The sequence below is a fragment of the Streptomyces sp. NPDC016851 genome, assembly GCF_055562795.1.
In genome coordinates this window covers 239,449-261,487 of the sequence record NZ_JBVHEP010000003.1, presented here as the reverse complement: position 1 = coordinate 261,487, position 22,039 = coordinate 239,449, and the positions used below count along the sequence as shown (strand labels likewise).

General features: G+C 67.5%; 18 protein-coding genes. 12 read left to right on the top strand and 6 right to left on the bottom strand.

Annotation, left to right across the window (positions count from 1 at the left end; all coding sequences use genetic code 11):
• Positions 1-180: 180 nt before the first annotated feature.
• The 9 genes from rplJ to tuf all read left to right on the top strand — a co-directional run bounded on the left by rplJ (position 181) and on the right by tuf (position 14,652).
• Positions 181-711: a 50S ribosomal protein L10 gene (rplJ, locus tag ACZ3I3_RS06525; protein WP_306964769.1), complete on the top strand. Its 531-nt coding sequence runs from the start codon at positions 181-183 to the stop codon at positions 709-711.
• Positions 712-826: 115 nt separating this feature from the next.
• Positions 827-1,216 carry a 50S ribosomal protein L7/L12 gene (rplL, locus tag ACZ3I3_RS06520; protein ID WP_359187321.1) on the top strand — a complete coding sequence of 130 codons (390 nt, stop codon included), beginning with the start codon at positions 827-829 and terminating at the stop codon, positions 1,214-1,216.
• Between the two features lie 574 nt (positions 1,217-1,790).
• Positions 1,791-5,276, top strand: coding sequence for a DNA-directed RNA polymerase subunit beta (rpoB, locus tag ACZ3I3_RS06515; RefSeq protein WP_467363040.1), 3,486 nt, complete (start codon positions 1,791-1,793; stop codon positions 5,274-5,276).
• A 94-nt stretch (positions 5,277-5,370) separates the two neighbouring features.
• Positions 5,371-9,270, top strand: coding sequence for a DNA-directed RNA polymerase subunit beta' (locus ACZ3I3_RS06510; RefSeq protein ID WP_351405582.1), 3,900 nt, complete (start codon positions 5,371-5,373; stop codon positions 9,268-9,270).
• A gap of 142 nt (positions 9,271-9,412) precedes the next feature.
• On the top strand, positions 9,413-9,934 hold the full coding sequence (locus ACZ3I3_RS06505; protein ID WP_467363039.1) for a DUF1707 and DUF4190 domain-containing protein: 522 nt from the start codon (positions 9,413-9,415) through the stop codon (positions 9,932-9,934).
• 357 nt (positions 9,935-10,291) lie between these two features.
• Positions 10,292-10,663, top strand: coding sequence for a 30S ribosomal protein S12 (gene rpsL, locus ACZ3I3_RS06500; protein ID WP_003948652.1), 372 nt, complete (start codon positions 10,292-10,294; stop codon positions 10,661-10,663).
• Between the two features lie 2 nt (positions 10,664-10,665).
• Complete coding sequence (gene rpsG, locus ACZ3I3_RS06495; protein WP_003998848.1) at positions 10,666-11,136, top strand: 30S ribosomal protein S7; 471 nt, start codon at positions 10,666-10,668, stop codon at positions 11,134-11,136.
• Between the two features lie 39 nt (positions 11,137-11,175).
• Positions 11,176-13,302, top strand: coding sequence for an elongation factor G (fusA, locus tag ACZ3I3_RS06490; protein ID WP_467363037.1), 2,127 nt, complete (start codon positions 11,176-11,178; stop codon positions 13,300-13,302).
• A gap of 156 nt (positions 13,303-13,458) precedes the next feature.
• Positions 13,459-14,652 (top strand): elongation factor Tu, encoded by a 1,194-nt coding sequence (gene tuf / locus ACZ3I3_RS06485; RefSeq protein ID WP_020274921.1) that lies wholly within the window; start codon positions 13,459-13,461, stop codon positions 14,650-14,652.
• Between the two features lie 87 nt (positions 14,653-14,739).
• On the opposite strand, the gene ACZ3I3_RS06480 is transcribed toward tuf, so the two are convergent.
• From ACZ3I3_RS06480 to ACZ3I3_RS06465, 4 genes are all read right to left on the bottom strand, one after another.
• Complete coding sequence (locus ACZ3I3_RS06480) at positions 14,740-15,735, bottom strand: hypothetical protein (protein ID WP_467363035.1); 996 nt, start codon at positions 15,733-15,735, stop codon at positions 14,740-14,742.
• 32 nt (positions 15,736-15,767) lie between these two features.
• Entirely contained in the window at positions 15,768-16,379 is a 612-nt protein-coding gene (locus ACZ3I3_RS06475; protein WP_467363034.1) for a Uma2 family endonuclease, read from the bottom strand.
• Positions 16,380-16,428: 49 nt separating this feature from the next.
• A complete protein-coding gene (locus tag ACZ3I3_RS06470) occupies positions 16,429-17,292 on the bottom strand; it encodes a helix-turn-helix domain-containing protein (protein WP_467363032.1) in 864 nt (287 codons plus the stop codon).
• Positions 17,293-17,561: 269 nt separating this feature from the next.
• Complete coding sequence (locus tag ACZ3I3_RS06465) at positions 17,562-17,972, bottom strand: ATP-binding protein (protein WP_467363030.1); 411 nt, start codon at positions 17,970-17,972, stop codon at positions 17,562-17,564.
• 156 nt (positions 17,973-18,128) lie between these two features.
• Between ACZ3I3_RS06465 and ACZ3I3_RS06460 the strand changes: the two genes are divergently transcribed.
• From ACZ3I3_RS06460 to ACZ3I3_RS06450, 3 genes are all read left to right on the top strand, one after another.
• The gene (locus ACZ3I3_RS06460) at positions 18,129-19,007 is read left to right on the top strand and encodes a helix-turn-helix domain-containing protein (RefSeq protein ID WP_467363029.1); all 879 of its coding nucleotides are present in this window, start codon (positions 18,129-18,131) and stop codon (positions 19,005-19,007) included.
• Positions 19,004-19,204, top strand: a complete 201-nt coding sequence (locus tag ACZ3I3_RS06455) for a DUF397 domain-containing protein (RefSeq protein ID WP_467363028.1) — start codon at positions 19,004-19,006, stop codon at positions 19,202-19,204. Before ACZ3I3_RS06460 ends, ACZ3I3_RS06455 begins: the two co-directional genes overlap by 4 nt.
• 64 nt (positions 19,205-19,268) lie before the next feature.
• Entirely contained in the window at positions 19,269-19,916 is a 648-nt protein-coding gene (locus tag ACZ3I3_RS06450) for a hypothetical protein (RefSeq protein WP_467363026.1), read from the top strand.
• Between the two features lie 6 nt (positions 19,917-19,922).
• Here the strand turns inward: ACZ3I3_RS06450 and ACZ3I3_RS06445 are convergent, their stop codons facing one another.
• Together ACZ3I3_RS06445 and ACZ3I3_RS06440 are read right to left on the bottom strand one after the other, a co-directional pair.
• On the bottom strand, positions 19,923-21,080 hold the full coding sequence (locus tag ACZ3I3_RS06445) for an HTTM domain-containing protein (RefSeq protein WP_467363025.1): 1,158 nt from the start codon (positions 21,078-21,080) through the stop codon (positions 19,923-19,925).
• 10 nt (positions 21,081-21,090) lie between these two features.
• The gene (locus ACZ3I3_RS06440; protein WP_467363024.1) at positions 21,091-21,846 is read right to left on the bottom strand and encodes a DUF5819 family protein; all 756 of its coding nucleotides are present in this window, start codon (positions 21,844-21,846) and stop codon (positions 21,091-21,093) included.
• Positions 21,847-22,039: the final 193 nt, after the last annotated feature.

Sequence of the window (22,039 nt, the reverse complement as noted above, 5' to 3'; positions counted from 1 at the left end):
CCGCTGAACGGCGGACGGCCCGCGCAGGTGACACTTGGAGAAGCTCCCGTAGCCCGCCGCCCCGTGCGTGCGTGCAAACGGTCGAGCTGCGCCCCGTGCCCCTGCGCCGGGGCGTTTCGTTTTCCCCAGTCCTCCTTCGGGTCCGCGCGGTCCGAATCACCCGGAAGGAGGCCGAGGCTCATGGCGAGGCCTGACAAGGTCGATGCCGTCGAGGAGATGCGGGACAGGTTCCGCGACTCCAACGGCGCTGTCGTTACTGCGTACACCGGTCTCACCGTGGCGCAGCTGCAGCAGCTGCGTCGTTCACTCGGTGGGAACGCTCATTACCGTGTGGCGAAGAACACGCTGACCAAGATTGCGGCCAACGAGGCCGGGATCACCGCGATCGACGACCTCTTCACGGGTTCGTCGGCCGTCGCCTTCGTGACCGGTGACCCGGTCGAGGCGGCGAAGGGTCTCCGTGACTTCGCCAAGGACAACCCCAACCTGGTCATCAAGGGCGGCGTCCTTGACGGCAAGGCGTTGTCCGCCGACGAGATCAAGAAGCTTGCGGACCTCGAGTCCCGCGAGGTTCTGCTCTCCAAGCTGGCCGGTGCCATGAAGGGCAAGCAGTCCCAGGCTGCCTCTGTCTTCCAGGCGCTGCCGTCGAAGCTCGTCCGCACCGTGGACGCGCTCCGTGCCAAGCAGGACGAGCAGGGCGGTGCCGAGTAACTCGGCTCGCATCCCGGCCCCCGCTGCCTGAACGCGGAGGCCGTCGCGGGCCAGTAGTACGCCCGCCTCACATGTACATCCGGCACCTGCCGATTTAGTGGAAGGACCGCCAATCATGGCGAAGCTCAGCCAGGAAGACCTGCTCGCGCAGTTCGAGGAGATGACCCTCATCGAGCTCTCCGAGTTCGTGAAGGCGTTCGAGGACAAGTTCGACGTCACCGCCGCCGCGGCCGCCCCGGTCGTCATGGCCGGTGGCGCCGGTGGCGCCGCCGCCGCCGAGGCCGAGCCCGAGAAGGACGAGTTCGACGTCGTCCTCACCGGCGCCGGTGACAAGAAGATCCAGGTCATCAAGGTCGTGCGTGAGCTGACCTCCCTGGGCCTGAAGGAGGCCAAGGACCTGGTCGACGGTGCGCCGAAGCCGGTTCTGGAGAAGGTCAACAAGGAGGCCGCCGACAAGGCCAAGGAGTCCCTCGAGGGCGCCGGTGCCTCCGTCGAGGTCAAGTAAGACCTCTCGGATCCGCCAGGATCCACAACACGTCCCGCTGGACGTGTAACGCGTAAGCGCGGAAGAGCGATCATCCATCCGGGTGGTCGCTCTTCGGCGTTTCCGGGGTCCGGCCACGGTTGCCTTGCAGCCTCTGTGGCGGGGGGTATGGTGATCTTCGTCGTGTCTCTGGGCCGGCCCCGGTTCGGGCAGGGGGGCCTTGACGAACCGCACGCAGCGCGCAATTCTCAGGACGCGTCGCCACAAGGATCCGAATCCGAGGTATGGATCGGCGACGAAGAGGGCAGTATCAACGTGCGTTGAGGGCAGCGCCTTGTCGCAGGAGTGGAACAACGAGGGTAAACACGGGTTTCACAACCCGCACTGGACATCAGTGTGCCGTATGGCTACACTGACCCTTTGCGCTGCCTGTTAGCTGTCCCCTGCCCGTCACCAGGGGTCTGCCCTCGCCCGAGCATCGACGACAAGACCTGTCTGACCTGGCTTTTCGGCCGGACCGACATAGCTTGTCTCTGTGTACGGGAGAGGGGCCGGTACGCGCGTAGTGAGTCCGAGCCCTCGGAAGGACCCCCTCTTGGCCGCCTCGCGCAACGCCTCGACCGCGAATACGAACAACGCCGCCAGCACTGCCCCGCTGCGCATCTCTTTTGCAAAGATCAAGGAGCCTCTCGAGGTTCCGAACCTGCTCGCGCTGCAGACCGAGAGCTTCGACTGGCTGCTCGGCAACACCGCCTGGCAGAGTCGGGTCGAGGAGGCTCTCGAGAACGGTCAGGACGTCCCCACCAAGTCCGGGCTCGAGGAGATCTTCGAGGAGATCTCCCCGATCGAGGACTTCAGCGGGTCGATGTCGCTGACCTTCCGCGACCACCGCTTCGAGCCGCCGAAGAACTCGATCGACGAGTGCAAGGAGCGCGACTTCACGTACGCGGCCCCGCTCTTCGTCACGGCCGAGTTCACCAACAACGAGACCGGTGAGATCAAGTCCCAGACGGTCTTCATGGGCGACTTCCCGCTCATGACGAACAAGGGCACCTTCGTCATCAACGGCACCGAGCGTGTCGTGGTGTCGCAGCTCGTCCGTTCGCCCGGTGTCTACTTCGACTCCTCCATCGACAAGACGTCCGACAAGGACATCTTCTCCGCGAAGATCATCCCGTCCCGGGGTGCCTGGCTGGAGATGGAGATCGACAAGCGCGACATGGTCGGTGTCCGCATCGACCGCAAGCGCAAGCAGTCCGTCACCGTCCTGCTCAAGGCGCTCGGCTGGACCACCGAGCAGATCCTCGAGGAGTTCGGCGAGTACGAGTCCATGCGCGCCACCCTGGAGAAGGACCACACCCAGGGCCAGGACGACGCGCTGCTCGACATCTACCGCAAGCTGCGCCCGGGCGAGCCCCCCACGCGTGAGGCCGCGCAGACGCTGCTCGAGAACCTCTACTTCAACCCCAAGCGCTACGACCTGGCCAAGGTCGGCCGCTACAAGGTCAACAAGAAGCTGGGTACCGACACCCCGCTGGACGCCGGGATCCTGACCGTCGAGGACATCATCGCGACGATCAAGTACCTGGTGAAGCTGCACGCCGGCGAGACCGAGACGGTCGGTGACAACGGCACCTCCGTGGTCGTCGAGACCGACGACATCGACCACTTCGGCAACCGCCGCCTGCGCAGCGTCGGCGAGCTCATCCAGAACCAGGTCCGTACGGGTCTGGCGCGTATGGAGCGTGTCGTCCGCGAGCGGATGACGACCCAGGACGTCGAGGCGATCACGCCGCAGACCCTGATCAACATCCGGCCGGTCGTCGCCTCCATCAAGGAGTTCTTCGGCACCAGCCAGCTGTCCCAGTTCATGGACCAGAACAACCCGCTGTCGGGTCTGACGCACAAGCGGCGTCTGTCCGCGCTCGGCCCGGGTGGTCTGTCCCGTGAGCGGGCCGGCTTCGAGGTCCGTGACGTGCACCCCTCGCACTACGGCCGCATGTGCCCGATCGAGACCCCTGAAGGCCCGAACATCGGTCTGATCGGCTCGCTCGCCTCCTACGGCCGGGTCAACGCGTTCGGTTTTGTCGAGACCCCGTACCGCAAGGTGTTCGAGGGCCAGGTCACCGACGAGGTCGACTACCTGACCGCCGACGAGGAGGACCGCTTCGTCATCGCGCAGGCCAACGCGCCGCTGACGGACGACCTCCGCTTCGCCGAGGCCCGCGTCCTGGTCCGCCGTAAGGGCGGCGAGGTCGACTACGTCACCGGCGAGGACGTGGACTACATGGACGTCTCGCCGCGCCAGATGGTGTCGGTCGCGACCGCCATGATCCCCTTCCTGGAGCACGACGACGCCAACCGTGCCCTCATGGGCGCGAACATGATGCGCCAGGCCGTTCCGCTGATCCAGGCGGAGGCCCCGCTCGTCGGCACCGGCATGGAGTACCGCTCCGCGGTCGACGCCGGCGACGTGGTCAAGGCCGAGAAGGCCGGTGTGGTCCAGGAGGTCTCCGCCGACTACATCACCACCGCCAACGACGACGGCACGTACATCACGTACCGCCTGGCCAAGTTCGCCCGCTCCAACCAGGGCACCTCGGTCAACCAGAAGGTCATCGTGGCCGAGGGCGACCGGATCATCGAGGGCCAGGTCCTCGCCGACGGTCCGGCCACCCAGCAGGGCGAGATGGCGCTGGGCAAGAACCTGCTCGTGGCGTTCATGCCGTGGGAGGGTCACAACTACGAGGACGCGATCATCCTGTCGCAGCGCCTCGTGCAGGACGACGTCCTCTCCTCGATCCACATCGAGGAGCACGAGGTCGACGCCCGTGACACCAAGCTCGGCCCCGAGGAGATCACCCGGGACATCCCGAACGTCTCCGAGGAGGTCCTCGCCGACCTCGACGAGCGCGGCATCATCCGCATCGGTGCCGAGGTCATCGCCGGTGACATCCTCGTCGGCAAGGTCACGCCCAAGGGTGAGACCGAGCTGACGCCCGAGGAGCGCCTGCTGCGCGCGATCTTCGGTGAGAAGGCCCGTGAGGTCCGTGACACCTCGCTGAAGGTGCCGCACGGCGAGACCGGCAAGGTCATCGGTGTGCGCGTCTTCGACCGCGAGGAGGGCGACGAGCTTCCCCCCGGTGTGAACCAGCTGGTGCGCGTCTACGTCGCGCAGAAGCGAAAGATCACCGACGGTGACAAGCTCGCCGGCCGTCATGGCAACAAGGGCGTCATCTCGAAGATCCTTCCGATCGAGGACATGCCGTTCCTGGAGGACGGCACCCCGGTCGACATCATCCTCAACCCGCTCGGTGTGCCGTCCCGAATGAACCCGGGTCAGGTCCTGGAGATCCACCTCGGCTGGCTCGCCAGCCAGGGCTGGGACGTCTCCGGTCTCGCCGAGGAGTGGGCGCAGCGTCTGCAGGCCATCGACGCCGACCAGGTCCCGCCGCGGACCAACGTCGCGACGCCGGTCTTCGACGGTGCCCGCGAGGACGAGCTGGCCGGCCTGCTGGAGCACACCATCCCGAACCGCGACGGCGAGCGCATGGTGCTCCCGTCCGGCAAGGCGCGGCTGTTCGACGGCCGCTCCGGTGAGCCGTTCCCGGAGCCGATCTCGGTCGGCTACATGTACATCCTCAAGCTGCACCACCTGGTCGACGACAAGCTGCACGCCCGGTCGACCGGTCCGTACTCGATGATCACCCAGCAGCCGCTGGGTGGTAAGGCCCAGTTCGGTGGCCAGCGCTTCGGTGAGATGGAGGTGTGGGCGCTGGAGGCTTACGGCGCCGCGTACGCCCTCCAGGAGCTGCTGACCATCAAGTCCGATGACGTGACCGGCCGCGTGAAGGTCTACGAGGCCATCGTCAAGGGCGAGAACATTCCCGAGCCCGGCATCCCCGAGTCCTTCAAGGTGCTCATCAAGGAGATGCAGTCCCTGTGCCTCAACGTGGAGGTGCTGTCCTCGGACGGCATGTCCATCGAGATGCGCGACACCGACGAGGACGTCTTCCGCGCTGCGGAGGAGCTTGGCATCGACCTGTCCCGGCGTGAGCCGAGCAGCGTCGAAGAGGTCTGACGGGAGTTCGGCGGCCTTCGTCATGAAGGCCGCCGGCCCCAGGACCCCCGTATCAGACCCCATGACTTACAACCCTGAGAGGGATTGACGCATAGTGCTCGACGTCAACTTCTTCGACGAGCTCCGGATCGGTCTGGCTACCGCTGACGACATCCGTCAGTGGAGCCACGGCGAGGTCAAGAAGCCCGAGACGATCAACTACCGCACGCTCAAGCCCGAAAAGGACGGACTCTTCTGCGAGAAGATCTTCGGTCCGACCCGGGACTGGGAGTGCTACTGCGGCAAGTACAAGCGTGTCCGCTTCAAGGGCATCATCTGTGAGCGCTGTGGCGTCGAGGTCACGCGCGCCAAGGTGCGCCGTGAGCGGATGGGCCACATCGAGCTCGCCGCGCCCGTCACGCACATCTGGTACTTCAAGGGCGTTCCGTCGCGGCTGGGCTACCTGCTCGACCTCGCCCCGAAGGACCTGGAGAAGGTCATCTACTTCGCGGCGTACATGATCACGTACGTCGACGAGGAGCGCCGTACGCGCGACCTGCCCTCGCTGGAGGCCCACGTCTCCGTCGAGCGCCAGCAGATCGAGCAGCGCCGCGACGCCGACCTGGAGGCCCGGGCCAAGAAGCTCGAGACCGACCTGGCCGAGCTGGAGGCCGAGGGCGCCAAGGCCGACGTGCGCCGCAAGGTGCGCGAGGGTGCCGAGCGCGAGATGAAGCAGCTGCGTGACCGTGCGCAGCGCGAGATCGACCGTCTCGACGAGGTGTGGAACCGCTTCAAGAACCTCAAGGTCCAGGACCTCGAGGGCGACGAGCTGCTCTACCGCGAGCTGCGTGACCGCTTCGGCACGTACTTCGACGGTTCGATGGGTGCCGCGGCGCTGCAGAAGCGCCTGGAGTCCTTCGACCTCGACGAGGAGGCCGAGCGCCTCCGCGAGATCATCCGCACCGGCAAGGGCCAGAAGAAGACCCGTGCGCTCAAGCGCCTGAAGGTCGTCTCCGCGTTCCTGCAGACCAGCAACAGCCCCAAGGGCATGGTGCTGGACTGCGTGCCGGTCATCCCGCCGGACCTTCGCCCGATGGTGCAGCTGGACGGTGGCCGCTTCGCGACCTCCGACCTGAACGACCTGTACCGCCGTGTGATCAACCGGAACAACCGACTGAAGCGCCTTCTCGACCTCGGTGCGCCCGAGATCATCGTGAACAACGAGAAGCGCATGCTTCAGGAGGCCGTCGACGCGCTGTTCGACAACGGCCGTCGCGGTCGCCCGGTCACCGGTCCCGGTAACCGCCCGCTGAAGTCCCTCAGCGACATGCTGAAGGGTAAGCAGGGTCGCTTCCGTCAGAACCTGCTCGGTAAGCGTGTGGACTACTCCGCGCGTTCCGTGATCGTCGTCGGTCCGCAGCTGAAGCTGCACCAGTGCGGTCTGCCGAAGGCGATGGCGCTGGAGCTCTTCAAGCCGTTCGTGATGAAGCGCCTGGTCGACCTGAACCACGCGCAGAACATCAAGAGCGCCAAGCGCATGGTCGAGCGCGGCCGCACGGTCGTGTACGACGTGCTGGAAGAGGTCATCGCGGAGCACCCGGTTCTGCTGAACCGTGCGCCCACGCTGCACCGCCTCGGCATCCAGGCCTTCGAGCCGCAGCTGGTCGAGGGCAAGGCCATCCAGATCCACCCGCTCGTCTGCACCGCGTTCAACGCGGACTTCGACGGTGACCAGATGGCCGTGCACCTGCCGCTGTCCGCGGAGGCGCAGGCCGAGGCCCGCATCCTGATGCTGTCCTCGAACAACATCCTCAAGCCCGCCGACGGCCGTCCGGTGACGATGCCGACCCAGGACATGGTCCTCGGTCTGTTCTTCCTCACCACCGACGGCGAGATGCGCGAGCTCAAGGGCGAGGGCCGTTCCTTCGCCTCGGTCGCCGAGGCGATCATGGCCTTCGACGCGGGCGAGCTGTCGCTCCAGTCGAGGATCGACGTCCGCTTCCCGGTCGGCACCATCCCGCCGCGCGGCTGGACCCCGCCGGCGCGCGAGGAGGGTGAGCCCGAGTGGCAGCAGGGTGACAGCTTCCGGCTGAACACCACGCTGGGCCGTGCGCTCTTCAACGAGCTGCTGCCCGAGGACTACCCGTTCGTCGACTACGAGGTCGGCAAGAAGCAGCTCTCCGAGATCGTCAACGACCTCGCCGAGCGCTACCCGAAGGTCATCGTGGCGGCGACGCTCGACAACCTGAAGGCGGCCGGCTTCTTCTGGGCGACCCGTTCCGGTGTCACCGTGGCCATCTCCGACGTCGTCGTTCCCGAGGCGAAGAAGGAGATCGTCAAGGGTTACGAGGCGCAGGACGAGAAGGTCCAGAAGCAGTACGAGCGCGGTCTGATCACCAAGGACGAGCGCACGCAGGAGCTCATCGCGATCTGGACCAAGGCGACCAACGAGGTCGCCGAGGCGATGAACGACAACTTCCCGAAGACCAACCCGATCTTCATGATGGTGAACTCGGGTGCACGAGGCAACATGATGCAGATGCGTCAGATTGCCGGTATGCGTGGTCTGGTGTCGAACGCGAAGAACGAGACGATCCCGCGTCCGATCAAGGCCTCCTTCCGTGAGGGCCTGTCCGTGCTGGAGTACTTCATCTCCACGCACGGTGCCCGTAAGGGTCTGGCGGACACCGCTCTGCGTACCGCCGACTCGGGTTACCTCACCCGTCGTCTGGTCGACGTCTCCCAGGACGTCATCATTCGCGAGGAGGACTGCGGCACCGAGCGCGGTCTGCGTCTGAAGATCGCGAGCCGGAACGCCGAGGGCACGCTGCTCAAGGCGGAGGACGTCGAGACGTCCGTGTACGCGCGCTGCCTCGCCGAGGACATCGTGGTCGACGGCAAGGTGCTGGCCCCGGCCGGTACCGACCTCGGCGACGTGCTCATCGACGAGCTGGTCCGCCACGGCGTCGAGGAGGTCAAGACCCGCTCGGTCCTGACCTGCGAGTCCGCCGTCGGCACCTGCGCGATGTGCTACGGCCGTTCGCTGGCCACCGGCAAGCTGGTCGACATCGGTGAGGCGGTCGGCATCATCGCCGCCCAGTCCATCGGTGAGCCCGGTACCCAGCTGACGATGCGTACCTTCCACACCGGTGGTGTGGCCGGTGACGACATCACCCAGGGTCTGCCGCGTGTCGTCGAGCTCTTCGAGGCCCGTACCCCGAAGGGTGTCGCCCCGATCTCCGAGGCCTCCGGCCGCGTCCGGATCGAGGAGACCGAGAAGACCAAGAAGATCGTCGTCACCCCGGACGACGGCAGCGACGAGATGGCCTACCCGATCTCGAAGCGTGCCCGTCTGATGGTCAGCGAGGGCGAGCACGTCGAGGTGGGCCAGAAGCTCACCGTGGGTGCCACCAACCCGCACGACGTGCTGCGCATCCTGGGCCAGCGTGCCGTCCAGGTCCACCTGGTCGGCGAGGTCCAGAAGGTCTACAACTCGCAGGGTGTGTCGATCCACGACAAGCACATCGAGATCATCATCCGGCAGATGCTCCGCCGCGTGACGATCATCGAGTCCGGTGACGCCGAGCTGCTGCCCGGCGAGCTGGTCGAGCGCTCGAAGTTCGAGACCGAGAACCGTCGTGTGGTCCAGGAGGGCGGTCACCCGGCCTCCGGTCGTCCGCAGCTCATGGGTATCACCAAGGCCTCGCTGGCCACGGAGTCCTGGCTGTCGGCGGCGTCCTTCCAGGAGACGACCAGGGTCCTCACGGACGCGGCGATCAACGCCAAGTCCGACTCCCTGATCGGCCTCAAGGAGAACGTCATCATCGGTAAGCTCATCCCGGCCGGTACGGGTCTGTCCCGCTACCGCAACATCCGGGTGGAGCCGACCGAGGAGGCCAAGGCCGCGATGTACTCGGCCGTCGGCTACGACGACATCGACTACTCGCCGTTCGGCACGGGCTCCGGCCAGGCCGTGCCGCTGGAGGACTACGACTACGGTCCGTACAACCAGTAAGCGAGTCGCTTGAGCCGAGGGCGGTCATCCTTTGGGGTGACCGCCCTTTGGCGTGTCTGTGACGCCCGAAGAGGACGCACCGGTGCCGAATGCGGCGCTTCGGCGCATCATGGAAGGACTCCGGCTCCAGGGGAGGTGCTCCGTGTCGCAGCCGCACTACCCGTCCTGGCAACCCTGGCAGGGTCCCAGCGCCCCGTCGATGCTCGCCTCGCACGCCGATCGGGAGCGGGCCGTGGACGTGCTCAGAGCCGGATACGGCGAGGGGCGGATGGAGCACGACGAGTTCGAGAAGCGGGTGGCGCGGGCGTACGCGGCGCGGACCGTGGGGGAGCTGGCTGTGCTCGTCGCAGACCTGCCGCAGGGGCCCCTGCCGCAGCCTGCCGGGGTCCTGCCCGTACCGCGGACGTTCGTGCCCGTGCCGCGGCCGCAGACGAACGGGAAGGCGGTGGCGGCCGGCGTGTGCGGGCTGCTGTGCGTGCCGACGATGGGGCTGACCGGGATTCCGGCCGTGGTGCTGGGGCATGTGGCGCGGGCCGAGATCCGCAGCCGGGGAGAGCTGGGGGACGGACTCGCCCTGACCGGTCTCGTACTCGGATGGTTGTCCACGGCCGGCTGGGCACTCGTCCTGGTGTTGCTGACGGTGGTGTCCATCGCGGTCGGGTGACGCGCCGAATGCAGTGGCGCGGTCGGCGGCAAGAAAGTTGGGTAAATCGGACAGCCCGTCATCGAAATGAAGATCGGGAACGGCCGAGGGGCTTGACATGTCCCACAGGGTGATGTGGTCGGCACCCATTTGTTTTGACCGCAGCGAATGCGGTAGGTACGCTCAGACCTTGTGCCTGGGGTGTGCCCTGGCTCTCGTGCGTGCCATCACCCGCACTGCGAGCTGACACCGGCCACCGCAATCTGCGCTTAATTCTGCCTGGCGGCGGGAGTCCGCGGGATTCGACACACCCGACCGCGTGGGTCGGCGACGTTCCAGGTTAGCTTCACCAATCGGCACACAGAAACCGGAGAAGTAGTGCCTACGATCCAGCAGCTGGTCCGTAAGGGCCGGCAGGACAAGGTCGAGAAGAACAAGACGCCCGCACTCGAGGGTTCGCCCCAGCGTCGTGGCGTCTGCACGCGTGTGTTCACGACCACCCCGAAGAAGCCGAACTCGGCCCTGCGTAAGGTCGCGCGTGTGCGTCTGACCAGCGGGATCGAGGTCACCGCTTACATTCCGGGTGAGGGACACAACCTGCAGGAGCACTCCATCGTGCTCGTGCGCGGCGGCCGTGTGAAGGACCTGCCGGGTGTTCGCTACAAGATCATCCGCGGCTCGCTCGACACCCAGGGTGTCAAGAACCGCAAGCAGGCCCGCAGCCGCTACGGCGCCAAGAAGGAGAAGTAAGAATGCCTCGTAAGGGCCCCGCCCCGAAGCGCCCGGTCATCATCGACCCGGTCTACGGCTCTCCTCTGGTGACCTCCCTGATCAACAAGGTGCTGCTGAACGGCAAGCGCTCCACCGCCGAGCGCATCGTTTACGGCGCCATGGAGGGCCTGCGCGAGAAGACCGGCAACGACCCGGTCATCACGCTGAAGCGCGCTCTCGAGAACATCAAGCCGACCCTCGAGGTCAAGTCCCGCCGTGTCGGTGGTGCCACCTACCAGGTCCCGGTCGAGGTCAAGCCCGGCCGTGCCAACACCCTGGCGCTGCGCTGGCTCGTCGGTTACTCCCGCGCCCGTCGCGAGAAGACCATGACCGAGCGTCTGCTCAACGAGCTCCTCGATGCCAGCAACGGCCTGGGTGCCGCTGTGAAGAAGCGCGAGGACACGCACAAGATGGCCGAGTCCAACAAGGCCTTCGCGCACTACCGCTGGTAGTCGCAGACCCCATCGAGACCGAGAGAAGACTGAAGCCTTATGGCTACCACTTCGCTTGACCTGGCCAGGGTCCGCAACATCGGGATCATGGCCCACATCGACGCGGGCAAGACGACCACCACCGAGCGGATCCTGTTCTACACCGGCGTTTCGTACAAGATCGGTGAGGTCCACGACGGCGCCGCCACCATGGACTGGATGGAGCAGGAGCAGGAGCGTGGCATCACGATCACCTCTGCTGCCACCACCTGTCACTGGCCGCTCGAGGGCGACGACTACACGATCAACATCATCGACACCCCGGGTCACGTCGACTTCACCGTCGAGGTGGAGCGCTCGCTGCGCGTGCTCGACGGTGCCGTGACGGTGTTCGACGGTGTCGCCGGCGTTGAGCCCCAGTCCGAGACCGTGTGGCGTCAGGCGGACCGCTACGGCGTTCCGCGTATCTGCTTCGTCAACAAGCTCGACCGCACCGGCGCGGAGTTCCACCGCTGCGTCGACATGATCAGCGACCGCCTGGGCGCGCAGCCGCTGGTCATGCAGCTGCCGATCGGTGCCGAGGCGGACTTCAAGGGCGTCATCGACCTCGTGACGATGAAGGCCCTGGTCTGGTCGGCCGAGGCGACCAAGGGCGAGATGTACGACACCGTCGACATCCCGGACACCCACGCCGAGGCTGCCGAGGAGTACCGCGGCAAGCTGCTCGAGGCCGTCGCCGAGAACGACGACGAGCTGATGGAGCTGTACCTGGAGGGCACCGAGCCCACCGTGGAGCAGCTCTACGCCGCGATCCGTCGCATCACCATCGCGTCCGGCAAGGGCGGCGGCACCACCGTCACCCCCGTGTTCTGCGGCACCGCGTTCAAGAACAAGGGTGTTCAGCCCCTGCTCGACGCGGTCGTGCGCTACCTGCCCACCCCGCTCGACGTCGAGGCCATCGAGGGCCACGACGTCAAGGACGCGGAGCAGGTCATCGTGCGCAAGCCGTCGGACGAGGAGCCGCTCGCCGCGCTGGCGTTCAAGATCATGAGCGACCCGCACCTCGGCAAGCTCACCTTCGTCCGCGTGTACTCCGGCCGCCTGCACTCCGGCACCGCCGTGCTGAACTCGGTGAAGGGCCGCAAGGAGCGCATCGGCAAGATCTACCGCATGCACGCCAACAAGCGTGAGGAGATCGAGTCGGTGGGCGCCGGCGACATCGTCGCCGTCATGGGCCTGAAGCAGACCACCACCGGTGAGACGCTGGCGGACGAGAAGAACCCGGTGATCCTGGAGTCCATGGACTTCCCGGCGCCGGTCATCGAGGTCGCCATCGAGCCCAAGTCGAAGGGCGACCAGGAGAAGCTCGGCGTCGCGATCCAGCGCCTGGCCGAGGAGGACCCCTCCTTCCAGGTGCACACCAACGAGGAGACCGGCCAGACCGTCATCGGCGGTATGGGCGAGCTTCACCTCGAGGTGCTCGTCGACCGCATGAAGCGCGAGTTCAAGGTCGAGGCCAACGTCGGCAAGCCGCAGGTCGCGTACCGTGAGACGATCCGCAAGGCCGTCGAGAAGGTCGAGTTCACCCACAAGAAGCAGACGGGTGGTACCGGCCAGTTCGCTCGCGTGATCATCGCGGTCGAGCCGATCGAGGGCGGCGACGCCTCCTACGAGTTCATCAACAAGGTGACCGGTGGCCGTGTGCCGAAGGAGTACATCCCTTCGGTGGACGCCGGTGCGCAGGAGGCCATGCAGTTCGGCATCCTCGCCGGTTACGAGATGACCGGTGTGCGCGTGACGCTGCTCGACGGTGCCTACCACGAGGTCGACTCCTCCGAGCTCGCGTTCAAGATCGCCGGTTCGCAGGCCTTCAAGGAGGCCGCGCGCAAGGCCAGCCCCGTACTGCTCGAGCCGATGATGGCCGTCGAGGTCACCACGCCCGAGGACTACATGGGTGAGGTCGTCGGTGACATCAACTCCCGCCGTGGCCAGATCCAGGCCATGGAGGAGCGGGCCGGTGCCCGCGTCGTGAAGGGCCTCGTGCCCCTTTCGGAGATGTTCGGCTACGTCGGCGACCTGCGCAGCAAGACGTCCGGCCGTGCCAGCTACTCCATGCAGTTCGACTCCTACGCCGAGGTTCCCCGGAACGTCGCCGAGGAGATCATCGCGAAGGCCAAGGGCGAGTAACGCACAGCGTCTGCACGCCGTAGGCTTGACTCCGGAGCCTTGAGGGGCATTCCGCCGCAATCATGGTGAGAGTGCCCCGGGGCCCGGGCTTTCCAGCAAAGATCACCTGGCGCCGATGAGTAAGGCGTACCAGAACCACTCCACAGGAGGACCCCAGTGGCGAAGGCGAAGTTCGAGCGGACTAAGCCGCACGTCAACATCGGCACCATCGGTCACATCGACCACGGTAAGACGACCCTCACGGCCGCCATTACCAAGGTGCTGCACGACGCGTACCCGGACCTGAACGAGGCCTCGGCCTTCGACCAGATCGACAAGGCTCCTGAGGAGCGCCAGCGCGGTATCACCATCTCCATCGCGCACGTCGAGTACCAGACCGAGACGCGTCACTACGCCCACGTCGACTGCCCCGGTCACGCGGACTACATCAAGAACATGATCACGGGTGCGGCGCAGATGGACGGCGCCATCCTCGTGGTCGCCGCCACCGACGGCCCGATGCCGCAGACCAAGGAGCACGTGCTCCTGGCCCGCCAGGTCGGCGTTCCGTACATCGTCGTCGCGCTGAACAAGGCCGACATGGTGGACGACGAGGAGATCCTGGAGCTCGTCGAGCTCGAGGTCCGTGAGCTCCTCACCGAGTACGAGTTCCCGGGCGACGACGTTCCCGTCGTCAAGGTCTCCGCTCTGAAGGCCCTCGAGGGCGACAAGGAGTGGGGCAACTCCGTCCTCGAGCTCATGAACGCCGTCGACACCGCCATTCCGGAGCCGGAGCGCGACGTCGACAAGCCGTTCCTCATGCCGATCGAGGACGTCTTCACGATCACCGGTCGCGGTACGGTCGTCACCGGCCGTATCGAGCGTGGTGTCCTGAAGGTCAACGAGACCGTTGACATCATCGGCATCAAGCAGGAGAAGACCACCACCACGGTCACCGGCATCGAGATGTTCCGGAAGCTCCTCGACGAGGGCCAGGCCGGTGAGAACGTCGGTCTGCTCCTCCGTGGCATCAAGCGCGAGGACGTCGAGCGCGGCCAGGTCATCATCAAGCCGGGCTCGGTCACCCCGCACACCGAGTTCGAGGCGCAGGCCTACATCCTGTCCAAGGACGAGGGTGGCCGCCACACGCCGTTCTTCAACAACTACCGCCCGCAGTTCTACTTCCGTACGACGGACGTGACCGGCGTGGTGACCCTCCCCGAGGGCACCGAGATGGTCATGCCGGGTGACAACACCGAGATGAAGGTGGAGCTCATCCAGCCCGTCGCCATGGAGGAGGGCCTGAAGTTCGCCATCCGTGAGGGTGGCCGGACCGTGGGCGCCGGCCAGGTCACCAAGATCAACAAGTGAGTCTTCGGACTGGCTTGAGGGTCTGCTGACCTGAGTGGCTCGGAGGGGCCCGTACGACTTCGGTCGTGCGGGCCCCTTTGCCGTTGGTCATTGCAGGTTCTGCAGGTGGGGGTGGTCGTACGAGGCCGTGCAGAAGTAGATCTGCATGCCGTAGCCGCGGCCGATGGTGAGCTGAGTGGCGTTGCCCGGGCCGCGCAGCCCCGGACCGGTGCGGTCCACGTCCTCGACGGGTCGCCAACTCAGGCTGCCGCCGTCCCACTCGCTGCCTTCGACGTAGAGCAGCGGCATGACGTCCGATCCGCACTCCGCGCAGGCCATGGAGAAAGGGTCGGTGAAGCTCCACGGGGCGTGGCCGCCGACCTTGCAGCCGGGCGCCACCGCCAGGTCGTACTGGTAGACCACCTGCCGGCTGTCCTCCCAGGCCTCTATCCGGTCGGCCAGTGCTTCGGACAGTTCATGCGGGGCCGGGTACTCGGTGACCTGTTCCGGGTGCAGGACGCAGGGCTCGGGCAGGAAGCCTGCCTTGCCGATGACCGACGGCTGCGGGGTGGCCGCGAGCCGGTCGGTCACGTCGGCGGCGGTGCGCCAGCGCAGTACGGTGCGTGGCAGGTAGTCCCCGGCATGGTCGGCCGCGCACCACAGCACCTGCAGCACGTCGCGGCCGTCCGGGCGGGGCAGGCCGGGGACGTCCCGGGCGTAGAGCTGGGCGACGGGGACCATCAGGGCCTCGTCGTTCTCCTGCGGTACGCGCCGGCGTTTTTCCGCGCGGTCGACGATCACACGTTCCTCGGCCGTCAGCAGGTCCGCACCAGCGGCCCGGGGCCTGCTCCACGCCTCGTCCAGGATGCGCCGGCGGAGCCGTACGTCGTCGGGGACGACGCCGCGCTGCCAGGGGCCGGAGTGGTCCGGGCAGGTCGGCCACGGTTCGTCGGCCGGCCACAGCAGCGGGCCACCGATCGAACTGTCGCCGGTGGTGGGCGCACCGGCGCGGGGGTGCAGCCGCACGGTGGTCCGGGCGAGTGGTGTCAGTTCGGGGAAGTGGGCTGTGACGTCGACAGGGCGCGGTGGGGTGGTGCGTGCCATGGGCAGGGAGCCTAAAGGGCGCCGCTGTCGGCTCACTCCTGCGGGGCGCCGCTGTCCCGGTACAGGGGCAGGCCGTCCGTCGCGATCGTCCAGTCGGCGATGGTCACGTCCTCGCCGTAGACGAAGTCCTTGCGGGTCGCGTAGCGCGGGCCGTCCGGTGTGGGGTGGATGTCGGTGAGGACGGCGCCCGTGCCGGTGCGGGGATCGAAGACGGCGTAGACGGGGATGCCGATGAGGGGGTAGTCGCGCATCTTGGTGACCCAGTCGTTGTCCGGGTTGGAGCGGGAGACGACTTCGACGGCGGCGAGCAGTGTGCGGGGGTCGAAGGAACCCGGGACGTCCATGTCCTCCAGGGCGATCACCATCACGTCGGGGCGGCGCATGATGCCCTCGGACTCGTCCTCCACATCGGGTTCGCCCGTGTGGGCCACGATCTCCTCCGGCATCACCTTTTCGAGGCGTCTCCGCAGGTGCAGTGTGGTCAGCTCGTGCGGACCCACGGGCGCCATCATGTCGTGGACGATTCCTTCCTTGGTGACCTCGAACTTGCCGGGCAGGGAGTCGTCCGTGGTCTGGACGAAGTCCCGCATGGCCCGATACCGGTGGGAGGCGCCCTGCTGCTCGTTCTCCGAGGCGGTGGTCATGGCGCTCGCTCCTCGTCTGTGCCCAGGGGCAAGGATCGTCGCTCTCATGCTAAGCGGCCTCCAGGACACTTGATCGGCAATCGCGGCAGTCGCGGCAGTGGCCGGGGGCCGGTGCGCGGAAGGCGCGGTCGCAGCCGTCGCAGGTCTGAAGTGGGTGACGGATGGCCGGCGGTGGTGTGGGCGCCCGGAACGGAGGCGGTGGGGGCAGCTGGGTCGTGAGGCGGTGGGCCAGGAGGGCGGCCGGGCGGTGGAGGCGCTCGGGTGGGAGGTCAGTCGTCAGGGTGTGGCGTACGGCGGTGGGGGAGACGTCGCGTTCCAGCCAGGCGGCGACACCTGGGGCGAGGTGGGCGACGTCGCGGGTGGAGAGCAGGAGGCGGGTGTCCTCGCGGTGGAGGCCTGCGAGGAGGTCCGTGGCCCGTTGGAGGAGGGCGGGTGCGGGGTACCCCGGGTGCGGCACGGCCGGGAGGGGCTTGCTGCCGGGCGTCATCGTCCGCCTTCTCGGGGCTGGGCGAGGGGCGTCCGTACCGCTGTGACCTGGCTGGTTGCAGGAGATCGTGCGGGTGATGATCCGGCCGCCGGGGACGCGTTCGCGGACGCGGCGCAGGTAGCCGTGAGCCTCCAGCTCGCGCAGGGCGGCGGCGATACGGGTCGTGCCTTCCGGGAAGCGGGCGGCGATGGACTTGATGTCGACTCGGGCGCCCGCTCGGAGCGACTGAATGTGCACGGCCAGCCCGATCGCGAGGAGCGACAGCTCCGGGTGCTGGGCGAGGTGGTTGCCGATCACCGTGAAGCGGGTGGTGTGGCGGGTGTTGTCGTGAACCAGGCCGGCTTGGGGATGCCGCCGGTTCGGGTGCTTCTTCCCGGTTACGGGGGTGTGGGCGTGCGAGGGCACGTTAGGGTGCTGCGTATCCATCAGGAAGGGCTCTTCTTCCTCGGTGGTCAGGCCCTCGCACTGGGATTGCCGTCCCGGCGGGGGCCGTCGCATGTCTGCGGTTGTTGCGCTGAGCGTAGGGCAGGCAAGGGCTCCCGAATCCAGCTGAGTTGGCGATGTTCACTCGCGTGAGTGAGGCGGCGGGCTGGGCGGGAGGGGTGGGGTTTGGTGGGGTTCTTTCATCATCGTGGTCCTTGAGGGAGACCGCCTGCGGCACCGGAGCGCGAGGTGTTGGGACCCGGTGCTTCAGGTCAGAGGGTCAGCTCTGCCCAGACGGTCTTGCGTGGTGGCAGGTCCGCGGTGACGCCCCAGCGGTCGGCGAGTGCGTCGACGAGGAGCAGGCCGCGGCCCGATTCGGAGTCCGGGCTGGGCAGTTGGGGTGTCGGCAGTCGGTCGTCGCGGGTGTCCGTGACCTCGATGCGGAGGGTGTCGGCCACGACGTAGAGGAGCAGGCGGAAGTCACGGCCGGGGATGCGGCCGTGTTCCGCCGCGTTGGCCGACAGTTCTGCGATGACCTGCCGTGCCGGGTCCAACGGCAGGCCCCAGGAGCGCAGTTGCTCGGTGGCCAGGAGACGGGCCAGGCGGGCGCCGCGTGCGGTGGGGGACAGCTGGATGCTGAAGTTGCGGATGGTGGTGGTGAGTTCAGGGGGTTGCTGCGTCACGTCACTCAGCGTGGCCGCCCGCGCTTACTGTGAACAGTGACTCAGCGGGTGCGTACGGTAACTGTCCGGAGCTTGTCCGGTCGTGTCCGGGCTGTCAGGGCCGGGCGTACGGGTAGGGCGCTGGGCACGGTCGTAGGACGGACGGAAGGGTGCGGGATGACGGCGGTCGAGACGGACGCGGGTCGGCTCAAGGGCGAGGCGGACGAGCCGGGTTGGGAGGTGGATCCGGACGACGAGTGGGGTGTCGCCGTGATCGCGACCGTCGGGCGGCAGCTGAAGCTGCGGCGGGAGGCGGTGGGGATGCGGGCCGCCGAGTTCGGGACGGCGGTGGGGTACGGCGAGGACATGGTCTACAAGATCGAGGGTGGGAAGCGGATTCCTCGGCAGGACTATCTCGTCAGGGCGGATGAGGTGCTGGGGGCGGGTGGGCTGATTGCGGCGACGTGGGAGGACGTGAAGAGGGTTCGGTATCCCAAGAAGGTGCGGGAGCTGGCCAAGTTGGAGGGGCAGGCGGTTGAGATCGGGGTGTACGAGTGCAACAGCGTCCACGGGCTGTTGCAGACGCCGGAGCACGCGCGTGCCTTGTTCGAGGCGGCGCAGCCCCCGTATTCGCCGGACGATGTGGAACGGATGGTGGCTGCCCGGATGGCCCGGCAGGCGGTCTTCGAACGTGATCCGGCCCCGTCTGTGCACTACGTCCTCGAGGAGGCGGTGCTGCGCCGACGGGTCGGGGGCACAATGGTGTGGCGACAACAGCTCGAACACCTACTGGAGGTGGGGCGGTTGCGTAGCGTCACCCTTCAGATCATGCCAACGAACACCGATGCCCACCCAGGGGTGGACGGCAAGATCGAGCTGCTGAAGTTCCCGGACGGTTCGGCCGTGGGGCGTTCCGACGGTGCGTTCAACGGGCGGCCGACCACCGATCCGAAGCAGCTCCGCATCCTTGAGCTGCGGTATGGCACCATCCGAGCGCAGGCGCTCCCACCGCGGGAGTCGCTGGCCTTCATCGAGCAAGTGCTGGGAGAAACATGATCCGCAACGCTTCTGCCGGGGACACCTCCGAACTGACTTGGTTCAAGAGCAGCTACAGCAGCGGCACGGACGGCAACTCCTGCGTCGAAATCGCGATAGCACCCCGCACTGTGCACGTCCGCGACTCCAAGCACACCGCAGGCCCCCGACTCGCACTCGCGCCGGAGGCCTGGTCGGACTTCGTGGCGTCCGTCTAGGCCGTGTTCCGGGGAGTGGCACGATGTGCGCACGAGTGATCGAGCGAACGGGGAGGCCGGCGTCATGGCCCGCTACATGGAGGCACTGACCGTCGAGAGGGGCGGGTTCCGGATCAAGGTGCCGGAGTCGTGGTGGGAGTTCGACGTACGGCCGGAGTCGCGGGACGACTCGATCCGGCGGATGGTGAACGAGCGGGTGCGGCAGCGGCCGGAGTTGGAGCAGTACCGGGACACGTACGTCGACTTCCTCCGGAAGGCGGCCGCGGACGCGTGGAAGTCGGGCGCGCTGTACTGCGGCTGCATGGCGGAGAGCTTCGGCGGGGACACGCCGATCACGGGCTCGGTGACCGTATCCCTGGTGGGCGGGCGTAACGAGCGCGGTGAGCCGCTGTCGAACGACCCGGCCGTCATCGCGAGCCAGCTCGCCGTGAAGGAGGCCAAGCGGGAAGGGGACTCCTGGCGGAAGGTGACGACCGTCGACATCCCCGGAGTCGGCCCGGCCGCGCGGACCTTCGGCATCGAGGACATTCCCGTACCCGGCGATGAGCTCAACCGCACGATCCGGGCCGTGCTGGTGCAGACGTACATTCCCGTGCCGGGCCAGGAGGGCAAGGTGGCCCTGGTCGCCGGCAGCAGCCAGGTCCTCGACCTCGCGGACTCCTTCTTCGACATCTTCGACGCGATCACGTCGACGTTCCGCTTCACGAGCTGACTCCGGTCAGACCGCCACCGTCTTGGGCGCGGCCGGCGGCCCCGTCACTTCCGTAACCTCGGGCGACTCCGGGTCCGTCGGCCTGTGGGCCCGCCGAGAGGTGCGGGCCTGGAGCCAGAGCAGGAAGGCCGTGGGCAGGAACACCGCGTCGCAGGCGATCATGGCCAGGGAGAAGAACGGGAGGCCGAGCAGCACCGCGATGCCCGCGTGTTCGAGGATCATGACGGCCAGCAGGACGTTCTTGATCCTCCGGTTGGCCAGGGTGAAGGGGAAGGCCACCTGGAGCACGACCGTGCCGTAGCTCAGCAGCAGGACCAGCACGGTGTTGGCCGCCAGGATCCCGGACAGCCAGGGCCACGGGGCGAAGTACTCCAGGTGGAACACGTAGTGCAGGGCGCTGCCCTCCTGCCACCGGGAGCCCTGCACCTTGTACCAGCCGGACGTGGCGTAGATCAGGCAGACCTGGACGGCGATCGTCAGCATGGCGGTGTTGTGGAGCATGGCAGCGCCCGCGTCCAGCACCGCGCGGACCTCGGTTTCGGGGTACCGGCGGCGCACGGCGTACCACAGCCCCTGGACACCCCACAGGGTCCACAGCACGAGGGGCCAGCCCGTGTCCCAGCCGAATCCCAGCAGCAGGAACAGTCCGGTGGCTGCCCAGAGGACCACTCCCGTGCGGTCGGCGGTGTCCTTCCCGCGCTGCCCGGACCGGGCGCGCCGCGCGTCCAGTGACCACACCTGGGCGCAGCGGGTGAAGACCAGGTAGATCACCATGATGCGCAGGACGTTGTCGCCGCCGTCTCCCACGAGGGGGTTGCGGTTCTCCAGCGAGAGCAGGCCCACCATGAGCAGCACGCTCGTGGTCCGGGTGCGCCATCCCACCAGGACCGCGAAGGCGGCGGCGATGGTCAGGACGTACACGATCTCGAACCAGGCCCGTCCCCCGGACCAGTGCAGAACGCTGAACGTCCCGTCCTGGCGGCCCAGTTCGAGCGCCAGCTCGTACGACATGGGGCTGCGGTCGCCATAGAGCACCCGGCGGTTGGGCCACTCGCGGAGCAGGAAGGCCGCGATGACCAGGGCCAGACCGATGCGGAAGACGGCGGCCTGGTAGGGGGCGCGGGTGGTGCAGACTGCCCTGAGAAGGGCCGGCAGGCTCGTCATGGTGCTCAGCTCACAGTCCCTTGTAGTCCTGGTCGGTGACCGGCCACCACGGGAGGATGCGGTAGGTGGTGGTGTCACTGGCCTTCTCGGCACTCCACGGCGGAGGCGACACCATCTCGTAGCGGCCGCCGATCTGGATTTGTGTGATCCGCTCGCCCTTCCACTGCCGTCCGACCCGCTGCAGGGCCACACGCTTCAGGTAGGCGGCGGCGACGGCTCCGCGGATGCCTCTGGGACGGTTGTTCGGGCCCTGCCAGGACTCGGAGATTTCCCAGGCGTTGCGGAGCATGTTCTGGTGGACGTGGCTCGGGGCCGGATTGCCCTGGATCGCGGCGACGTCGCGGGCCGTGAGGTTGATCCACTCCGAGAGCCGGAGGCGGCCGTCGTCTCCCGTGGTTCGCAGCCGGACACCGATGGCGTCGTTGCGCTGCTTGGGGTTGGGGGCGAACAGCTTCCAGTCCTGACCGAACTCCGGCTGCACGTAGGAGGTGATCAGGTGTTGGTGACGCACCCTGAGCGCGTTGGTCGGGGCCAGGGAGAGGAAGAGCAGGGCCCCATGCACCAGCAAGGCGGCGGCCAGTACGAAGGCGGTCACGACCAGGGCCGCGACCGCCGCACGCGACCAGTCACGCCGGGGCGGGGCGCCGGCGGCGGCCGGGGTGGGGTGGCAGCTGGGGGCCGGGGCCGGGGCTGGGGCCGGGGCTGCTGGGGCCGGGGCCGTCGGCTGGGGCTCGGCCGCGTCGGTGCCCGGGCGCGGGAGGGGCACGTGCTGCGGTGCCGGAACCGCACCCGCTGGAGGCCGATGCCCGGGGGCCGATTGGCTGGATGGTTCCATCACGTTCCTTCAGCTCGGCGGGCCGGGGGGGGGGGGGGGGGGCCCCCCCCCCCGGGCCCCGCCCGGCCCGCCGGCCCTGTCGGGGGGCGGGGGCGGGGGGGTGGCCGGACCGCCGGCGGGGGGT